This window comes from Sphingobium olei, assembly GCF_042678845.1.
In the GTDB taxonomy this organism is placed as follows: Bacteria; Pseudomonadota; Alphaproteobacteria; order Sphingomonadales; family Sphingomonadaceae; genus Sphingobium; species Sphingobium olei.
The window spans coordinates 75,399-90,651 of the sequence record NZ_JBHTLS010000133.1 but is presented as its reverse complement, the minus strand read 5'-3'; the positions used below and the strand labels follow the sequence as shown (position 1 = coordinate 90,651).

The 15,253-nt window shown below is 66.2% G+C and carries 17 protein-coding genes; 6 read left to right on the top strand and 11 right to left on the bottom strand.

Annotated elements, in window-relative coordinates; translation table 11 throughout:
* Positions 1 to 14 precede the first annotated feature (14 nt).
* Both ACFQ24_RS17245 and ACFQ24_RS17240 read right to left on the bottom strand, forming a co-directional pair.
* Entirely contained in the window at positions 15 to 194 is a 180-nt protein-coding gene (locus tag ACFQ24_RS17245; protein WP_380913450.1) for a hypothetical protein, read from the bottom strand.
* A 115-nt stretch (positions 195 to 309) separates the two neighbouring features.
* Positions 310 to 747: an ExbD/TolR family protein gene (locus ACFQ24_RS17240; RefSeq protein WP_380913448.1), complete on the bottom strand. Its 438-nt coding sequence runs from the start codon at positions 745 to 747 to the stop codon at positions 310 to 312.
* A gap of 178 nt (positions 748 to 925) precedes the next feature.
* Here ACFQ24_RS17240 and thrS point away from each other — a divergent pair, with 178 nt between their 5' ends.
* Both thrS and infC read left to right on the top strand, forming a co-directional pair.
* On the top strand, positions 926 to 2,908 hold the full coding sequence (gene thrS / locus ACFQ24_RS17235) for a threonine--tRNA ligase (RefSeq protein WP_380913706.1): 1,983 nt from the start codon (positions 926 to 928) through the stop codon (positions 2,906 to 2,908).
* A 131-nt stretch (positions 2,909 to 3,039) separates the two neighbouring features.
* Complete coding sequence (infC, locus tag ACFQ24_RS17230; protein ID WP_380913446.1) at positions 3,040 to 3,573, top strand: translation initiation factor IF-3; 534 nt, start codon at positions 3,040 to 3,042, stop codon at positions 3,571 to 3,573.
* Positions 3,574 to 3,641: 68 nt separating this feature from the next.
* On the opposite strand, the gene ACFQ24_RS17225 is transcribed toward infC, so the two are convergent.
* From ACFQ24_RS17225 to pabB, 6 genes are all read right to left on the bottom strand, one after another.
* A complete protein-coding gene (locus ACFQ24_RS17225; protein ID WP_380913444.1) occupies positions 3,642 to 4,421 on the bottom strand; it encodes an SDR family oxidoreductase in 780 nt (259 codons plus the stop codon).
* Positions 4,422 to 4,589: 168 nt separating this feature from the next.
* Positions 4,590 to 5,264, bottom strand: coding sequence for a peptide-methionine (S)-S-oxide reductase MsrA (gene msrA, locus ACFQ24_RS17220; protein ID WP_380913442.1), 675 nt, complete (start codon positions 5,262 to 5,264; stop codon positions 4,590 to 4,592).
* Entirely contained in the window at positions 5,248 to 5,400 is a 153-nt protein-coding gene (locus tag ACFQ24_RS17215; RefSeq protein ID WP_380913440.1) for a hypothetical protein, read from the bottom strand. Before ACFQ24_RS17215 ends, msrA begins: the two co-directional genes overlap by 17 nt.
* A 303-nt stretch (positions 5,401 to 5,703) precedes the next feature.
* A complete protein-coding gene (locus tag ACFQ24_RS17210; RefSeq protein ID WP_380913438.1) occupies positions 5,704 to 6,906 on the bottom strand; it encodes a pyridoxal phosphate-dependent aminotransferase in 1,203 nt (400 codons plus the stop codon).
* Between the two features lie 126 nt (positions 6,907 to 7,032).
* The gene (locus ACFQ24_RS17205) at positions 7,033 to 7,656 is read right to left on the bottom strand and encodes an aminotransferase class IV (protein ID WP_380913436.1); all 624 of its coding nucleotides are present in this window, start codon (positions 7,654 to 7,656) and stop codon (positions 7,033 to 7,035) included.
* A gap of 31 nt (positions 7,657 to 7,687) precedes the next feature.
* The gene (gene pabB, locus ACFQ24_RS17200) at positions 7,688 to 8,857 is read right to left on the bottom strand and encodes an aminodeoxychorismate synthase component I (RefSeq protein ID WP_380913434.1); all 1,170 of its coding nucleotides are present in this window, start codon (positions 8,855 to 8,857) and stop codon (positions 7,688 to 7,690) included.
* Between the two features lie 93 nt (positions 8,858 to 8,950).
* On the opposite strand from pabB, the gene ACFQ24_RS17195 reads away from it, so the two are divergent.
* Positions 8,951 to 9,328, top strand: coding sequence for a DUF983 domain-containing protein (locus ACFQ24_RS17195; protein WP_380913432.1), 378 nt, complete (start codon positions 8,951 to 8,953; stop codon positions 9,326 to 9,328).
* Positions 9,329 to 9,330: 2 nt separating this feature from the next.
* Here the strand turns inward: ACFQ24_RS17195 and ACFQ24_RS17190 are convergent, their stop codons facing one another.
* Entirely contained in the window at positions 9,331 to 9,768 is a 438-nt protein-coding gene (locus tag ACFQ24_RS17190; protein WP_380913430.1) for an acyl-CoA thioesterase, read from the bottom strand.
* Between the two features lie 198 nt (positions 9,769 to 9,966).
* On the opposite strand from ACFQ24_RS17190, the gene ACFQ24_RS17185 reads away from it, so the two are divergent.
* The 3 genes from ACFQ24_RS17185 to ACFQ24_RS17175 all read left to right on the top strand — a co-directional run bounded on the left by ACFQ24_RS17185 (position 9,967) and on the right by ACFQ24_RS17175 (position 13,126).
* On the top strand, positions 9,967 to 11,205 hold the full coding sequence (locus ACFQ24_RS17185) for a YceI family protein (protein WP_380913428.1): 1,239 nt from the start codon (positions 9,967 to 9,969) through the stop codon (positions 11,203 to 11,205).
* A gap of 68 nt (positions 11,206 to 11,273) precedes the next feature.
* A complete protein-coding gene (locus ACFQ24_RS17180; protein WP_380913426.1) occupies positions 11,274 to 11,627 on the top strand; it encodes a Rap1a/Tai family immunity protein in 354 nt (117 codons plus the stop codon).
* Positions 11,628 to 11,755: 128 nt separating this feature from the next.
* On the top strand, positions 11,756 to 13,126 hold the full coding sequence (locus tag ACFQ24_RS17175) for a class II 3-deoxy-7-phosphoheptulonate synthase (protein ID WP_380913424.1): 1,371 nt from the start codon (positions 11,756 to 11,758) through the stop codon (positions 13,124 to 13,126).
* Positions 13,127 to 13,137: 11 nt separating this feature from the next.
* Here the strand turns inward: ACFQ24_RS17175 and ACFQ24_RS17170 are convergent, their stop codons facing one another.
* Positions 13,138 to 14,517: an ATP-binding protein gene (locus ACFQ24_RS17170; RefSeq protein ID WP_380913422.1), complete on the bottom strand. Its 1,380-nt coding sequence runs from the start codon at positions 14,515 to 14,517 to the stop codon at positions 13,138 to 13,140.
* 10 nt (positions 14,518 to 14,527) lie between these two features.
* Positions 14,528 to 15,247 carry a response regulator gene (locus ACFQ24_RS17165; RefSeq protein WP_380913420.1) on the bottom strand — a complete coding sequence of 240 codons (720 nt, stop codon included), beginning with the start codon at positions 15,245 to 15,247 and terminating at the stop codon, positions 14,528 to 14,530.
* Positions 15,248 to 15,253 lie beyond the last annotated feature (6 nt).

The following is a 15,253-nucleotide window of genomic DNA, read 5'->3' as shown; positions in this document are numbered from 1 at the left end:
AGGGGGACAAGCGATCAGCGGATGACCGGCAGGTAGCGGCAGAGCGCGCGAAAGCGGTCGGCCTTCTCCGCCGCCGTGACGACCAGGCCCTCCGCCGCGCCGGAATGCAGGCCGGGCAGCATCCCGACATGGGCCGCGCCCCAGAGAGCGGCATAGAAGAACAGCGCCACCAGCGCATAGCGCATTGGTTTCATGTCAGCCCCTGTCCCCGCATGGGCCTGCTTTACCCTTTGGGGACCGGCGGTTCAATCCGCTGGACGGGACCGGGCGGCAATACCCATCCCGATAACGGGCATAGCCGCCAGCCGGTTAGAAGGCGGCGTAGCGCTCATTGCCCACGAAGCCGAGATTTTCGACCCCGGACCGGCGGATGTCGGCGAGCACTTCGTCCACGATGACGTAGCGCGCCGCGGCATCGGGCTGGAATTGAAGCTCCGGTTCCACCGGCAGGCGCAGCGACGCGGCGAGGTAGCGGCGGAGCGTCAGGCGATCCACCGCCGCCCCGTTCCAGCGGATGATGCCGGACGCGTCGATCGTCACCTTGTTCTTGACGGGGTCGGGGTGCGGCAGGGTCCGGTCGGGTCTTGCCTGCGGCAGGTCGATGGCGACGCTGTGGGTCTGGATCGGAATGGTGATGATGAACATGATCAGCAGCACCAGCATCACGTCGATCAGCGGGGTGGTGTTCATGTCGCTCATGGGCGTGTCACCTTCCGCGCCACGGGGTGTTGCAAAGCTCAAAGCCATACGTCCCTCCTGTCGCTGAATATGATATATCAGCACATTATTGATGCGCCTTTCGCGCGGTACTGGCAAGAGGGCTTCTATTGACAGGACGGACCGCCCATCTAAGGGAAAGGCGCGGTCCTGTGTGGCCGCGCTTTTTAAGCATTTTCCATAAAGAAAGACCCTTCCCGTGTCCGCCATGCTCAAGATCACCCTGCCCGACGGTTCCGTGCGCGAAGTCGCGCCCGGCACTACGCCGGCGGACATCGCGGCGGCGATCGGACCGGGGCTGGCGAAAGCCGCGATCGCCGCGCGCGTCGATGGCGAGCTGCGCGACATCGGCCGGCCGCTGGAGGCCGACGCGCAACTGGCGCTGGTGACGGCGAAGGACGAGGCCGACGCGCTGGAACTGGCGCGGCATGACTTCGCGCATATCCTGGCCGAGGCGGTGCAGGCGTTGTTCCCCGGCACGCAGATCACCTTCGGTCCCGCGACCGAGGATGGCTTCTACTACGACTTCGCGCCCAAGGATCGTCCTTTCACCGAGGAAGACCTGCCCGCGATCGAGGCGAAGATGCGCGAGATCATCGCCGCCGACAAGCCGTTGAAGCGCGAGGTGATCGACCGCGACACGCTGATCGCGCAATGGGAAGCCGCGGGCGAAACGTTCAAGGCGCAATGGGCGGCGGAACTTCCCGCGGGCGAGGAGCTGACCGTCTATCATAGCGGCGACGGCTGGTACGATATGTGCCGGGGGCCGCACCTTGCCTCGACCGGCAAGCTCGATCCGCAGGGGTTCAAGTTGACCCGCGTGTCGGGCGCCTATTGGCGCGGCGACCAGAAGAATGCGATGCTGTCGCGCATCTACGGCACCGGCTGGCTCAATAAGAAGCAGCTGGACGCGCACCTCATGCGGCTGGAAGAGGCGGCGAAGCGCGACCATCGCAAACTGGGCGCGGAGATGGACCTGTTCCACCTGCAGCAGGAAGCGCATGGCAGCGTCTTCTGGCATCCCAAGGGCTATGTCATCTGGCGCGCGCTGGAGGCCTATATGCGCCGGGCGATCGACGAAGCCGGCTATCGCGAGGTCAAGACGCCGCAGGTGATGGACGCGCGCCAGTGGGAGCAGTCCGGCCATTGGGGCAAATATCGCGAGAATATGTTCGTCATTCCCGATGAAGTGCCGAACGTCGAGGATGAAGGGCCGCTGGTGTCGGACGATGCGCAGTGGATGGCGCTCAAGCCCATGAACTGCCCGGCGCACGTCCTGATCTTCCGCCAGGGGATCAAGAGCTATCGCGACCTGCCGCTGCGCTTCTACGAGAATGGCTGCTGCCACCGCAACGAGCCGCATGGCGCGCTGCACGGCCTGATGCGCGTGCGCCAGTTCACGCAGGACGACGCGCACATCTTTTGCCGCGAAGACCAGATCGTCGAGGAAGTCCGCGCCTTCTGCGCGCTGGCCGACCGCATCTACAAGGATTTCGGCTTCACTTACTCGATCAAGCTGGCCCTGCGCCCGGACAAGCGCTTCGGCAGCGACGAGATGTGGGACAAGGCGGAGAACGAGCTGCGCGACGCGGTGGCGGCGGCGGGGCTCAACACGCCCGACTATGGCTGGGAGGAACTGCCGGGCGAAGGCGCTTTCTACGCGCCGAAGCTGGAATGGCACCTGACCGACGCGATCGGCCGGACATGGCAGGTCGGCACGATCCAGTCCGACCGCGTGCTGCCCGAGCGTCTCGACGCCAGCTATGTGGGCGAGGATGGCGAGCGGCATCGCCCGGTCATGCTGCACCGTGCGATCTTCGGCAGCTATGAGCGGTTCATCGGCATATTGATCGAACATTATGCCGGCCGCTTCCCGCTCTGGCTGGCGCCGGTGCAGGCGGTGGTGGCGACCATCGTGTCGGACGCCGACGAGTATGCCCGCGAGGTGACGGAGAAGCTGCGCGCCGCCGGCATCCGCGCAGAAACCGACACGCGCAACGAGAAGATCAACTACAAGGTGCGCGAACACAGCCTGGCCAAGGTGCCCAACCTGCTGGTCGTCGGCCGGCGCGAGGCAGACGAGGGCACGGTGGCGCTGCGGGAGCTGGGCAAGGACGGGCAGTCCATAATTTCCGTCTCGGACGTGATCGAGCGGCTTGCAAAAAAGGCGCAGGCACCCGATATGCAGTGAGGCAGAAATGCCGCAAGGGCGCGTGATTCCGCTATGGCGGGACCACGCGCCCCTTTCGGCTTTTCCCAAAAGCCGCTAAGAGCCGTCCGTTTTCCGAAACGACCACAGGAGATAGAGCTATACGTCCCCCGATGATGCGCCGCCCGCTGGCGCCGCCGCCGAAGTCCGGCCCCCGCTATAATGAGTTCATCAACGTGCCCAAGGTGCGCGTGATCGATGACGAAGGCGAAAATCTGGGTGTGATGTATACGCAGGAGGCGATCGAGCGCGCCGCCGATGTGGGACTCGACCTGGTAGAAGTGTCGCCCAATGCCGATCCGCCGGTCTGCAAATTCCTGGACATCGGCAAGTATAAATATGAGGCGCAGAAGAAGGCCAACCTTGCGCGCAAGACCCAGAGGACGCAGGAGATCAAGGAGATCAAGATGCGTCCGAACATCGACGATCATGATTATGATACGAAGATGAAGAAGGTGCATGATTTCATCGGCGAAGGCGACAAGGTGAAGATCACCCTGCGGTTCCGCGGCCGCGAACTCAGCCACCAGCAGCTCGGCATGCAGTTGCTCCAGCGCGTGGCGGAAAATGTCGGCGAGATCGCCAAGGTCGAAGCCTATCCCCGCATGGAAGGCCGACAAATGCTGATGGTGCTTTCGCCGAAATAATCGGCGGATCGGCACGGTGCAAAAAGGGCGGCGTCTGTTTGCAGACGCCGCCCTTTTTGCGTTCGGCCTTAGCCTGGACTTGCCGCAGATCCGGCCAGAAGCCCGCCGTCGATGCTGAATTCCGCCCCGGTTATATAGGCGGACTCGTCCGCCGCCAGCAGCGCCGCAATCGCCGCGACTTCCTCGACCGTGCCGAAGCGGCGCAGCGGCGTGTCCGCCACCAACGCCGCCATCCGCGCCGCGCGTTCCGGCCCTTCGCCCAGCATCGGCTCCCACATCGGCGTCAGGATCGCGGCGGGATGAATGGAGTTGCACCGGATGCGCCAGCCCTGCTGCGCACAGTAGAGCGCAACGCTCTTGCTGTGGTTGCGTATCGCCGCCTTGGACGAGGCATAGGCCGCCGCCAGCGGAATACCTACCAGTCCCGACCGCGACGAGATATTGATGATGGAGCCGATCCCTCGTCCCCTCATCGCCCCGATCGCATAGCGGCATCCGAGGAACGTGCCGTCGAGATTGACCGCGTGAACCGCGCGCCAATCCGCCAGGGTCGCGTGGAGCGGGTCGTGCGCAACCGGTCCGCCCTCGAACCCGGTCACCCCGGCATTGTTCACCATCACGTCGATGGCAGGCGCGGCATCTGCTAGTTGGCTCCAATCCGCTTCGTCCCGCACGTCCAGCCGTATGAAGCGCGCGTCCATCTCGCGCGCGGTCTGTCGCCCGGTCGCCTCATCCTTGTCGGTCAGGATGACGTGGGCGCCTTCCTCCAAGAACCGCGCCGCAATGGCGCGCCCGATCCCTCGTGCCGCGCCGGTCACGACGCAGAGCTGCCCTTTCAATCTTTGCATAAAATCCTCGAAATCCGATCCGGCCAAAGGCGGCGCAACGCCACCGCGAAAGCCTTTTCCGCGCTCAGCGGTTGCGCTGGATCATTTCGATGGACTCCTTCTGATCGGCGGTCATCTTTCCCGAAGCGGCAGCAGCCGTCAACAGGTCGGGATCAGATAGGCCGCCTATCAGGCCGACGGCTTTTCCCGGTACAGCGCCGGATACATCGTCTTGAATGCGGCCAGTTTGGGGGCGTCCCAGCGCAGGATGTAGGGGTGGCGCGGGTTTTTGCGCATGAAGTCCTGATGGTCCTGCGCCGCGCTCTGGAAACCGGTGAAGGGTTCGACGCGGGTCACGATGGGATCGCGCCACAGGCCGCTCTTGCCGAGCTGGGCGAGGTAGGCGCGGGCCGCCTTGTCCTGCTGCGCGTTCAGCGGGAAGAGCGCGCTGCGATATTGGGTGCCGTGGTCCGGCCCTTGATAGTTGAGCGTCGTGGGATCGGCGATGACGGAGAAGAATACGCGCAGCAACGTGCCGTAGCTGACCTGCGCGGGATCGTAGGTGACGCGGACGGACTCGGCAAAGCCGGTGTCGCCCTCGCTCACCGTTTCATAGTCTACGCGCTGGCCCCTGGGACCGCCGGAGAAGCCGGAAACGACGAGATGGACGCCCTTCACATGCGAAAAGACGCCATCCACGCCCCAATAGCAGCCGCCCGCAAAGACGGCGGTCTCCAGTTTTTGGGTGGGCGTGGCGTCCAAGGCAGGGACGGGCGCCTGCACGGCCCGTTCGGCGCAGGCCGGGGTCGCGGCGACGAGCGCCGCGGCCAGCAACGTCAGGCGGAGGCTAGAGCGCCTTGCCATGAGTCGACGTCGCGGCGACGGCGGTGGTGCCGAACATCGGCGGATCGCTGGGCGCGAGCGCGAACATCGCCACGGCGCCAATCGCGAACCCGCCCAGGAAGCGCAGGAACAGATCGGATTTCAGAAACGCCTTCATGGCAACGCCTTTCATTCGTTCGGCCGGTCGTGCCGGCCCCGGCTACGCTCGTGCGCCTTGCCCCTGTCTGAACGGCCAGCGCTGCGGCAGCAGCTTTCGACCAAAGTCATCGTCGGGGCGACGAACGTAGCGGAACCTTTTAATCAGTTTCTCTTCGCAACCGGCATATAGAGCCTGTCGCGTCGATCGCAAGACGGCGCGGCGCGAAAAACACCGTTTCCCTTTTGCATCGAATGACCATTTTCCAAGGAAAAACGCAGTGTGCGCCCGCGAAGGCGCAGCACCGCCTCGCCTGGTGCAGCCTTATTTCAGCGCGGCGCAGGCTTCCTGGATGCGGGTGCATGCCTTTTTCAGCACCTCGTCGGAGGTTGCATAGCTGATGCGGAAAGCGGGCGAGAGGCCGAACGCCGCGCCATGCACCGCCGCCACCTTCGCCTCGTCCAGGAAATAGCCGATCAGCGCCTCGTCACTATCGATCACCGCGCCCTTGGGCGTCGTCTTACCGATGACGCCGCCGGCATCGGGATAGACATAGAAGGCACCCTCCGGCGTCGGGCAGTCGAGGCCCGGCGCGTCGTTCAGCATAGCGACGACCATGTCGCGGCGCTTCTTGAAGGTGGCGTTGCGATCCTCCAGGAAATCCTGCGGGCCGGTGAGCGCGGCGACGGCGGCCGCCTGGCTGATCGAGCAGGGATTGCTGGTGGATTGCGACTGGAGCTTGCCCATCGCCTTGATGATCCATTCGGGGCCGCCCGCGAAGCCGATGCGCCAGCCGGTCATCGAGAAGGCCTTGGAACAGCCGTTGACCGTCAGCGTGCGGTCGTACAGCTCCGGGCACACCTGCGCGATGGTGGCGAAGGGCGTAGGCGCATACCAGACATGTTCATACATATCGTCGGTCATCACCAGCACATGCGGATGGCGCAGCAGCACCTCGGCCAGCGCCTTCAATTCATCGGCGGAATAGGCCGCGCCCGAGGGGTTGGAGGGCGAGTTCAGCATCACCCACTTGGTACGCGGCGTGATCGCGGCGTCGAGTTGCGCGGGCGTGATCTTGTAGCCCTGGCTCGCCGGCCCTTCGATGAAGACGGGCGTTCCGCCCGCGAAGTTCACGATGTCGGGATAGCTGACCCAATAGGGCGCTGGGATGATGACTTCGTCGCCGGCGTCGATTGTGGCCACCAAGGCGTTGAACAGGGTGTGCTTGCCGCCCGAATTCACGCTGATCTGGCTGCGCTTGTAGACGAGGCCGTTGTCGCGCTTGAACTTGAAGGCGACGGCTTCCTTGACGTCGGCGGTGCCATCGACATCGGTATAGCGGGTCAGGTTGTTGCGGATCGCGGCGATGCCGGCTTCCTTGACGAAGTCGGGCGTGTCGAAATCGGGTTCGCCCGCCGACAGGCCGATCACATCCACGCCCTCGGCTTTGAGCGCGTTCACGCGGGCGCTCATGGCGAGCGTGGCGGACGGCTGGATACGGCTGAGGGCAGCGGAAGTCTGGCTCATGGCAAATTTCTTTCTAAAGAATCCCCAATTCCGCAACATAAGCGGACGCGGAGCGCCTTAGTGCGCAACGGCGAGAGGGGCAACCGTCCGCTTGGCGCTTATTGGCTTTAGCGGCACATAGCGGCGCTATCGCGCCAATGTCGCCGCGACCATGCCGCGCGCGGCGTTGCCGATGAAGAAGCCGCCCTCCAGATCGGGCAGGCGCAGGTCGCCCTCCACCGCCTCCCCCATGTCGATCAGGCTTTGGCGCAATATGCCCGGCAGCGCGCCGCGCGACAGAGGCGGCGTCACCAGCTTGTCGCCGCGCTCGACGAACAGGGTCGAGAAACAGCCTTCGGTCAGGAAGCCCTCGTCGTCCTTCAGCAGCACTTCATAGGTGCCGCCCCGGCGCAGCGCATCGCGATAGACGCTGCGGTCGGTGGTTTTGTGGCGCAGGCGCGGATCGTCGGCAGAGGCGTTCCGGCGCACCACCGCCACCGGCACGATCGCCTGAGGCCAGGTGCGATGTTCGCGCACCTCGATCGCTACCGCGCCGGTCCGCGAGGCGAGAAGGCGCACCCGGCTGCGGTCGCGCAATCGGAAGGTGGCGGCCTGAAGCTCGTTGCGCACGCCGTGCCGATCGAAGCTGAAGCCCAGCGCCTCCGCGCTGCGGCTGATGCGCGCCAGATGCAAATCCAGCAGCCTGATCCCGTCCAGCGGATCGAAGGCCATGGTTTCCAGCAGATCGAACCGTCCGTCAGCCAGTGCCATCAAACCTCTTCGCGCCCCAGCGCACCCCATGTCAGTCCAGCGACAGAAAGCGGGCCTTGGCCAGGCATTCCGCCCATTCCGCCGCCCCATCCGAGTCCGCCACGATGCCCGAGCCAAGACCCAGGCGCCCCGTGTCCGCCCCTTCTTCGACGCAAATGGTGCGAATGGCAACATTGAAGGCGGCGTCGCCTTCCGGATCGATCCAGCCCATCGTCCCGGTATAGGGTCCGCGCGCATGGGGTTCGACCGCGTCGATGATCTCCATCGCCCTCACCTTGGGTGCGCCGGTGATGGAGCCGCAGGGAAAGAGCACGCGCAGCACGTCGACCGGCGAGAGGCCGGGCAGGATGCGGGCACGCACCGTCGATACCAGTTGATGGACCGTGGGATAGGTTTCGACCTTGAACAGGTCGGGCACGATCACGCTGCCCGCGCGGGACACGCGCGACAGGTCGTTGCGCAGCAGGTCGACGATCATCAGATTTTCCGCGCGCTGCTTGGCATCGCCTTGCAGCGTATCGGCCAGTGCCGCGTCCTGCCCGGCGTCGGCGGCGCGGACCGCCGTCCCCTTCATGGGCCGGGCGGTCAGCTGGCCGCGTACCTGCGTGAAGAACAGTTCGGGGGAGAAGGAGAGCAGGCTGTGCGCGCCGGTTTCGATGACCCCGCCATAGCCCGCCGCCGCGCGCGGCCGCAGCGCGGCGTAGATCGCGAGGGGATCGCCCGATAGGGGCACGTCGCAGGGGAAGGTCAGGTTCACCTGATAGATGTCGCCGGCGCGGATATAATCCTGCACGCGGGCGAAGGCGGCCTGGTAGGCGGCGGCGTCGACCAGCGGCGCGACCGGCCCCACGCGCACGCCCGCCGGATCGGCCAGCATGGCGACGAGCGCTTCGGGTGGGATCAGGCGCACCCCTTCGAACAGGCCGAACCACAGGAGCGGCGCGCCGCCGTCCGCCTGCCGCCGGTGGGCGATGGGGGCGAGCCTTTCCTCCAGCGCGAGGCCGGCCTCATAGGAGAGATAGCCTGCCACATGCAGGCCCGCTTCGCGCGCATCGGCCACCCGGTCGAGCGCGGGCTGGACATCCTCCATCCGCGTGGCGGCGATCAGTTCGACCGGATCGCGGTACAGGCGTGCAGGCGCAGCGCGGGCGCGCGCATCGTCGAACAGGCAGAAGATTTCGGCTGGACCCGGCAGGCGCATGGCGCTTCCTTAACAGGCTTTGGAAACCGGAAAAGGGGCGGCAGGGACAATCGACGGTTGCGCGTCCCCTGCCCGCGGCCTAGCGCAGGCTGGATGACCGAGCGATCCGCCCCGCCTGACCGGCCCGTTGCCGCCGCCGTGACAAGGGGGCTGCGCGGTCGATGCCCCGCCTGCGGCGAGGGGCGGATGTTCGCGCGCTTCCTGAAGACCGCGCCGACATGCCCCCATTGCGGGCTGCGCCTCGACCTTCATCAGGCGGATGATTTCCCCGCCTATATCGTCATTCTGCTGTTGGGCCACATGCTGGTGCCGCTGATGATCGAGGTGAATGCGGCCTTTGCGATCCCGCTCGGCTGGCAGGCGGCGATCTGGCCCATGCTGGCAGTGCTGCTGGCGGCGGCGATGATCCAGCCGGTGAAGGGCGGCGTCATCGCCCTGCAATGGAGCCGGCGGATGGCGGGCTTTTCCTGACCCTATTCGGGCTTGCGCAGGAAATTGAGCTCCATCGCCTCGCGCAGCGTATCGTCGATCAGGCGGCGGCCCTCCGCGCCATGGGTGACGACGGTCGTGTCGGCAGTCGCCACGCAGACTCCCTTCTGGAAGCCGGCCGAACTGATCGTCCAGCTGGTCCGGCCGATATGACCGATCGCGCAGTGAATCTCGAACGGATAGGGGAAGTGCGCTTCCTCGATGAAGTTGAGCGTCACATTGGCGACCAGCCAGCGGACGCCCTGTTCCTGCGGATGCCGCCCGAGATGGTGGTGGAAGCGAATGCGCGCGGTTTCGAACATGCTGGAAATCGCGACATTGTTGATATGGCCCATCGTGTCCAGATCCTGGAACCGGGTATCGATGCTGGTGACGAAGCGATAGGCTTCGGGTTGCAGCCGCCAGGATTCGGGTTTGGCCATGTCCTGTCTCCTGTAAATTGCTGCATCGCTCTTACGCAGCCTGTGCGCCGATGCAATCGTGCCGCAAAAAATCGCGGGGGTGCGGCCATTTGGACACAGAAGTCCGCCCGCCGCAACACTCCGTTTCGCGCCGCGCAACTGGACTTGGCTGAAATCCCGACATAGTTTCGCCCACGCCACGATCCGGGACGACCGCCCATGCACCGTTACAGCCGCACCGCCATTGCCCTGCACTGGATCATCGCCGCCCTGCTCGCCTTCCAGCTGGCGGTCGGATGGGGGCTGGAGGATCTGGGCGCGCGCGGCTTCCACCTCTATCAATGGCACAAGTCGGTGGGCATCGCGATCCTGCTGCTGACGCTGGTGCGCATCGTCGTGCGGATGACGAAGCCGCGTCCGCCCAAGAGCGAGGACGGATGGCAGGGTGCGCTGGCGAACGCCGTGCATGTCGGCCTCTATGCCTTCATGCTGGGTGCGCCGCTGACCGGTTGGGCGCTGGTGTCGACCGCCAGGGTGAAGGTGCCGACCTTGCTGTTCGGCGTGCTGCCCCTGCCCCACCTGCCGCTTCCCGCAGGCGCGCATGAATGGGCGGAGAACGGCCACGGCCTGATCGCCTGGATCGGGGTCGCGCTGTTCCTGCTGCATGTCGCGGGCGCGCTGCGGCATCATGTGCTGATGCGCGATGGCTTGATCTGGCGGATGATCCCGGCGCGTTCGGCGGCGCTGATCCTGCTGCTGCCGGCGCTGATGCTGGTCGGGTTCGTGACGGGGCGCGCGATCCTGCCATCGGGCAAGGCCGCGCCGGCCGCTGCTGCGCCGGCCGTGCCGGACAATGGCGCGGCAGCGGAGGCTGAGACGGACGTAGTGAATGTGGCCGCCGTCGAGCCAGCCGACAATGCCGCCGACAATGCAAGCGAACCCGCGAAGGAGGAACCCGCCGGTCCGCCGCCCGCGTGGATCGTGCAGCCGGGCGGCCGCATCGGCTTTTCCGTCGGCAATGACGGCGAGACCATCAGCGGCAGCTTCTCCAAATGGACCGCGAAGATCGTCATGGACCCGGATCATCCCGAAAGCGCGGATATCGCGGTGACGATCGACATGGCGTCGGCCAGCGTCGGCGATGCGTACAAGGACGGGATGCTGCCCGGCGACGAATTTTTCGGCACGGCGGCGCATCCCACCGCGACGTTCGCGGCGAAGGGCGCGGAGGCGACCGGCCCCGGCCGCTATCGGGCGAACGGCACCCTGACGCTGAAGGGCGTGTCGAAGCCGCAGACGATCCGCTTCACCCTGTCGGGCGCGGACGCGACCCGCAAGGTATCGGGCAGCGCGACCGTGGCGCGCGCGGCGTTCGGCGTCGGCAATGGCGACAGCAGCGCGGGGCTTGCCCCCCAGGTGGCGGTCACGTTCGCCTTCACCGCCAGGCGGAAACCCTGACTGGACAGACGGGGTTCATCCGGCGCTATCTAAGTCACGGCTTTTTTACGGATAAGAGGATCATCGACATGCGCCTTCCCGTCATGGCCGTGGCGGCATCCGCAATGGCGCTCCTGCCAACCCCGGCGCCGGCCCAGGCGTTCATGTTCGAAACGGGCACCACGCTGCTCGCCAAATGCCGCAACAAGGCGGCCGCCTATGACCTGGCCTGCACCGCCTATATAGTCGGCGTGGTGGACGGCATCCGCAAGGACATGTTCATCGGCCGCGCCCGTCCGGTATGCTGGCCCGACCGCATGACGGCGGACGAGGCCCGCCACACCGCCGTCGCCTATCTGGAACGCTGGCCCGACCAGCGCAAAGGCCCGGCGTCGGTGCTGGTCAGCGTCGCGCTCAACGAGCGATGGCCCTGCGAGAAATAGAGCCGTCCGATCAGGCTGATCGGGACAAATCATTGCGCAAAGGGCTGGCGGGACCGCTACAAACTTGCCTTGCGCCCCTCAAGAGCGTAGGTGCGCCCCCTATTTTTACGATGTGAAGGAGACTCGACGTGGCGGCGAAGTGGACGCCGGAAAGCTGGCGCAGCCATAAGGGCATCCAGATGCCCTTCTACAGGGACGCGGAGGCGCTCGCCTCGGTGGAGAGCCAGCTCAGCCAGTTTCCGCCGCTCGTCTTTGCAGGCGAGGCACGGCATCTGAAGGCCGATCTGGCGAAGGTCGCGGCGGGCGAAGCCTTTCTGCTGCAGGGCGGCGACTGCGCCGAGAGCTTTGCCGAGTTCCACCCGAACAACATTCGCGACACGTTCCGCGTGCTGCTGCAGATGGCGGTGGTGCTGACCTTCGCGTCGAAGCTGCCGGTGGTGAAGGTCGGCCGCATGGCGGGCCAGTTCGCCAAGCCCCGATCGGCCGATACCGAGACGATCGGCGGCGTCGAACTGCCGAGCTATCGCGGCGATAATGTGAACGACATCGCCTTTACCGCGGAAGCGCGCGAGCCGGACCCGGAGCGGATGATCCGCGCCTATAACCAGTCGGCGGCGACGCTCAACCTGCTGCGGGCCTTTTCGACGGGCGGCTATGCCAGCCTCGACCGGGTGCATGGCTGGATGCTCGATTTCATGGGGCGCTCGCCCTGGGCCGCGAAGTTCGAGGCGATGGCAGACCAGATCGGCCAGGCGCTTGACTTCATGCGCGCCTGCGGCCTCGACGCGGACAGCGTGCCGCAGCTTGGCGGGACGAGCTTCTACACCAGCCACGAAGCGCTGCTGCTGCCGTTCGAGCAGGCGCTCACCCGGCAGGATTCGCTGACCGGCGACTGGTACGACACCAGCGCACACATGCTGTGGATCGGCGACCGGACCCGGTTCGAGGGCAGCGCCCATGTCGAATATCTGCGCGGCATCGGCAATCCCATCGGCATGAAGTGCGGTCCTTCGCTGGAACCGGAGGCGCTCATCCGTCTGCTCGACGTGCTCAATCCGGCGCGGGAGGCGGGGCGGATCACGCTCATCACCCGTTACGGCCATGACAAGATCGAGGCGGGGCTGCCAAAGCTCGTCCGCGCGGTGCTGCGCGAAGGGCATCCGGTGGTGTGGTCGTGCGATCCGATGCACGGCAACGTCATTAAGGCTGCGAACGGATACAAGACGCGTCCGTTCGACCGCATTCTGGCCGAAGTGCGCGGCTTCTTCGCCGTGCATCGGGCGGAAGGCAGCTTCGGCGGCGGCATCCATGCGGAAATGACCGGGCAGAATGTCACCGAATGCACCGGCGGCGCGATCGCGATCACCGACGAGGGGCTGGCGGACCGCTATCACACCCATTGCGACCCGCGTCTCAACGCGGCGCAGTCGCTGGAGCTGGCGTTCCTGCTCGCGGAAATGCTGAACGAGGAGCTGAAGGAGCGCCGGGCCGCGGCCTGACGTTCTTTCCTTCACGCAGGCAGGATCAGGCTCGCCTCCAGCCCCCCTTCGGGGCGGTTGGCGAGCCGAAGCTCGCCCTGATGTTCCGCCATGATCGCGCGGACGAGGGCGAGGCCCAGGCCCGCCCCGCCCGTCTCCCGGTTGCGCGACCCTTCCAGGCGGGTGAAGGGTTCGAGCATTTCGGCCATCCGGTCCTCCGCGATGCCGGGGCCATCGTCCGCGACGGCGATGCGGACCGCGCCGCCCTCCCGGCTGACCGATACATGGGCGCGCGCGCCGTAGACGATGGCGTTTTCGATGAGGTTGCGTAGCGCGCGACGGATCTGCTGCGGCCGCACGAAGGCCACCGCCCGGTCGCTGTCGGCCATGTCGACCGGCGATCCGAGTTCGAGGAAATCCTCCACCACCGCGTCGGCCAGCGAGGAAAGATCGACCTTCTGCACGCTTTCCGTGCTGCGGCCCGCGCGGGCCAATGAGAGGATGTCCTCCAGCATCCGGTTCATTTCCTCGATGGTCTGCGACATGCGGGCACGCTCGCCTTCATCCTCCACTGATTCCGCGCGGACGCGCAACGAGGCGAGCGGGGTGCGCAGGTCGTGGCCGATCGCGCCCAGCATCCTGTCCTTTTCATCCAGCATCGCGATGATGCGGGCGCGCATGGCGTTGAACGCCATGGTCAGGTCGCGCACGTCGCCGGGGCCGCGCTCGTCCACCGGATCGGCCGATCCGGTGCGGGCGAACTGCTGGGCCGAGCCGGTGAGTTGGCGCATCGGCCGGGCCATCCGTCGCCCGATCCAGACGAGCGGCGCGAGCACGATGATGTAGAGGATCAGCGTCTGGCCGATCAGCCAGGGGAGGAAGCGCGGCGCGCGGTCGCCGCCGCGCGCCTGCGCGACGACCCAGCGGCCGGGTTCATATTCGACCGCCAGCGTGAGCAGCGTGGCCGGGCGACCCTGCGCCTGGTCCCCGGTGGCGCGCATGCGTATCCGTTCCCAGCGGCGCATCGGCAGGGGCCTGTCATCCTCCGCCGCGGCGATGGAACGGACGGTGACGCCGATGTCGGAGAACATGTCGGCCGCGCGCCGCTCGATGTCGGGGCGCGGCTTGCCGGGCAGCGCCGGGCGGCCTTCGGCAAAGCGCACGGCGCGCCAGTCGCGCCGCTCCCGCCTCTGCGGCCGTGCGTCATCCTGCCCCGGCCCCCGGTCCGCGCGGGCATCGAGCGCATTGATGATGCGGTAGACGGCGGGCGCGGTCTGGCCGGTCAGCACCACCCGGTTGCGTTCGCGCAGCAGCAGCGTGAAATTGATCGCCTGCGCAACGAACAGGCCCACCGCGACCAGAAGGATGATCTGGCCGACCAGGCTTTGCTGCAGGAAACGCAGCGTCTTCACGATGGCCGCCTCACAGCTTACGCACGTCGGCGGACAGCGTGTAGCCGCCGCCCCAGACGGTCTTGATGAGGGTTGGGGCTTTCGGGTCCGGCTCGATCTTCTTGCGCAGGCGGCTGATCTGGTTGTCGATCGCGCGGTCGAAGGCGTTAGCCTCCCGCCCCTGGGTGATGTCGAGCAGCTGGTCGCGGCTCAGCACCTGATTGGGGCGCGTGGCGAAGGCGAGCATCAGATTATATTCGGCGGTGGACAGCGGCAGCGACACCCCCTCCGCGTCGATCAGCGTCCGCTCCTGCGTCTTGAGCAGCCAGCCGGCAAAGGCGTAGGTCGCCCCGTCCGGCGCTGTGACGCGCTGCCCGCCGGTGGCGACGCGGCGGAAGATCACCTTGATGCGGGCGACCAGCTCGCGCGGCGAAAAGGGTTTCAGCACATAATCGTCCGCGCCCATCTCAAGGCCGACGATGCGATCCGTCTCCTCTGACCTGGCGGTCAGCAGGATGACGGGAATCTCGCTCGTCTCCCGGATATGGCGGCACAGCGACAGGCCGTCCTCGCCCGGCATCATGATGTCGAGGATGACAAGGTCGATCGCGTTGGCGTTCAGGCGCAGCCGCGCTTCCGCCGCGCTTTCGACAGCGGTGACGCGAAAGCCGTTGCGCGACAGATAATGCGCCAGCGGCTCGCGGATGGAACGCTCGTCATCGACGAGCAGAAGATGGGGTCGTTCGCTCATCACGCC

Excerpts from the sequence above, each read along its gene's own strand:
- ACFQ24_RS17195 (WP_380913432.1), top strand. The coding sequence starts at position 8,951 with ATGACCGAGCGATCCGCCCCGCCTGACCGGCCCGTTGCCGCCGCCGTG.
- ACFQ24_RS17205 (WP_380913436.1), bottom strand. The coding sequence starts at position 7,656 with ATGGCACTGGCTGACGGACGGTTCGATCTGCTGGAAACCATGGCCTTC.
- pabB (WP_380913434.1), bottom strand. The coding sequence starts at position 8,857 with ATGCGCCTGCCGGGTCCAGCCGAAATCTTCTGCCTGTTCGACGATGCG.
- ACFQ24_RS17185 (WP_380913428.1), top strand. The coding sequence starts at position 9,967 with ATGCACCGTTACAGCCGCACCGCCATTGCCCTGCACTGGATCATCGCC.
- ACFQ24_RS17210 (WP_380913438.1), bottom strand. The coding sequence starts at position 6,906 with ATGAGCCAGACTTCCGCTGCCCTCAGCCGTATCCAGCCGTCCGCCACG.
- ACFQ24_RS17225 (WP_380913444.1), bottom strand. The coding sequence starts at position 4,421 with ATGCAAAGATTGAAAGGGCAGCTCTGCGTCGTGACCGGCGCGGCACGA.
- thrS (WP_380913706.1), top strand. The coding sequence starts at position 926 with ATGCTCAAGATCACCCTGCCCGACGGTTCCGTGCGCGAAGTCGCGCCC.
- infC (WP_380913446.1), top strand. The coding sequence starts at position 3,040 with ATGATGCGCCGCCCGCTGGCGCCGCCGCCGAAGTCCGGCCCCCGCTAT.
- ACFQ24_RS17165 (WP_380913420.1), bottom strand. The coding sequence starts at position 15,247 with ATGAGCGAACGACCCCATCTTCTGCTCGTCGATGACGAGCGTTCCATC.
- ACFQ24_RS17215 (WP_380913440.1), bottom strand. The coding sequence starts at position 5,400 with ATGAAGGCGTTTCTGAAATCCGATCTGTTCCTGCGCTTCCTGGGCGGG.
- ACFQ24_RS17190 (WP_380913430.1), bottom strand. The coding sequence starts at position 9,768 with ATGGCCAAACCCGAATCCTGGCGGCTGCAACCCGAAGCCTATCGCTTC.
- ACFQ24_RS17180 (WP_380913426.1), top strand. The coding sequence starts at position 11,274 with ATGCGCCTTCCCGTCATGGCCGTGGCGGCATCCGCAATGGCGCTCCTG.
- ACFQ24_RS17245 (WP_380913450.1), bottom strand. The coding sequence starts at position 194 with ATGAAACCAATGCGCTATGCGCTGGTGGCGCTGTTCTTCTATGCCGCT.
- ACFQ24_RS17240 (WP_380913448.1), bottom strand. The coding sequence starts at position 747 with ATGGCTTTGAGCTTTGCAACACCCCGTGGCGCGGAAGGTGACACGCCC.
- msrA (WP_380913442.1), bottom strand. The coding sequence starts at position 5,264 with ATGGCAAGGCGCTCTAGCCTCCGCCTGACGTTGCTGGCCGCGGCGCTC.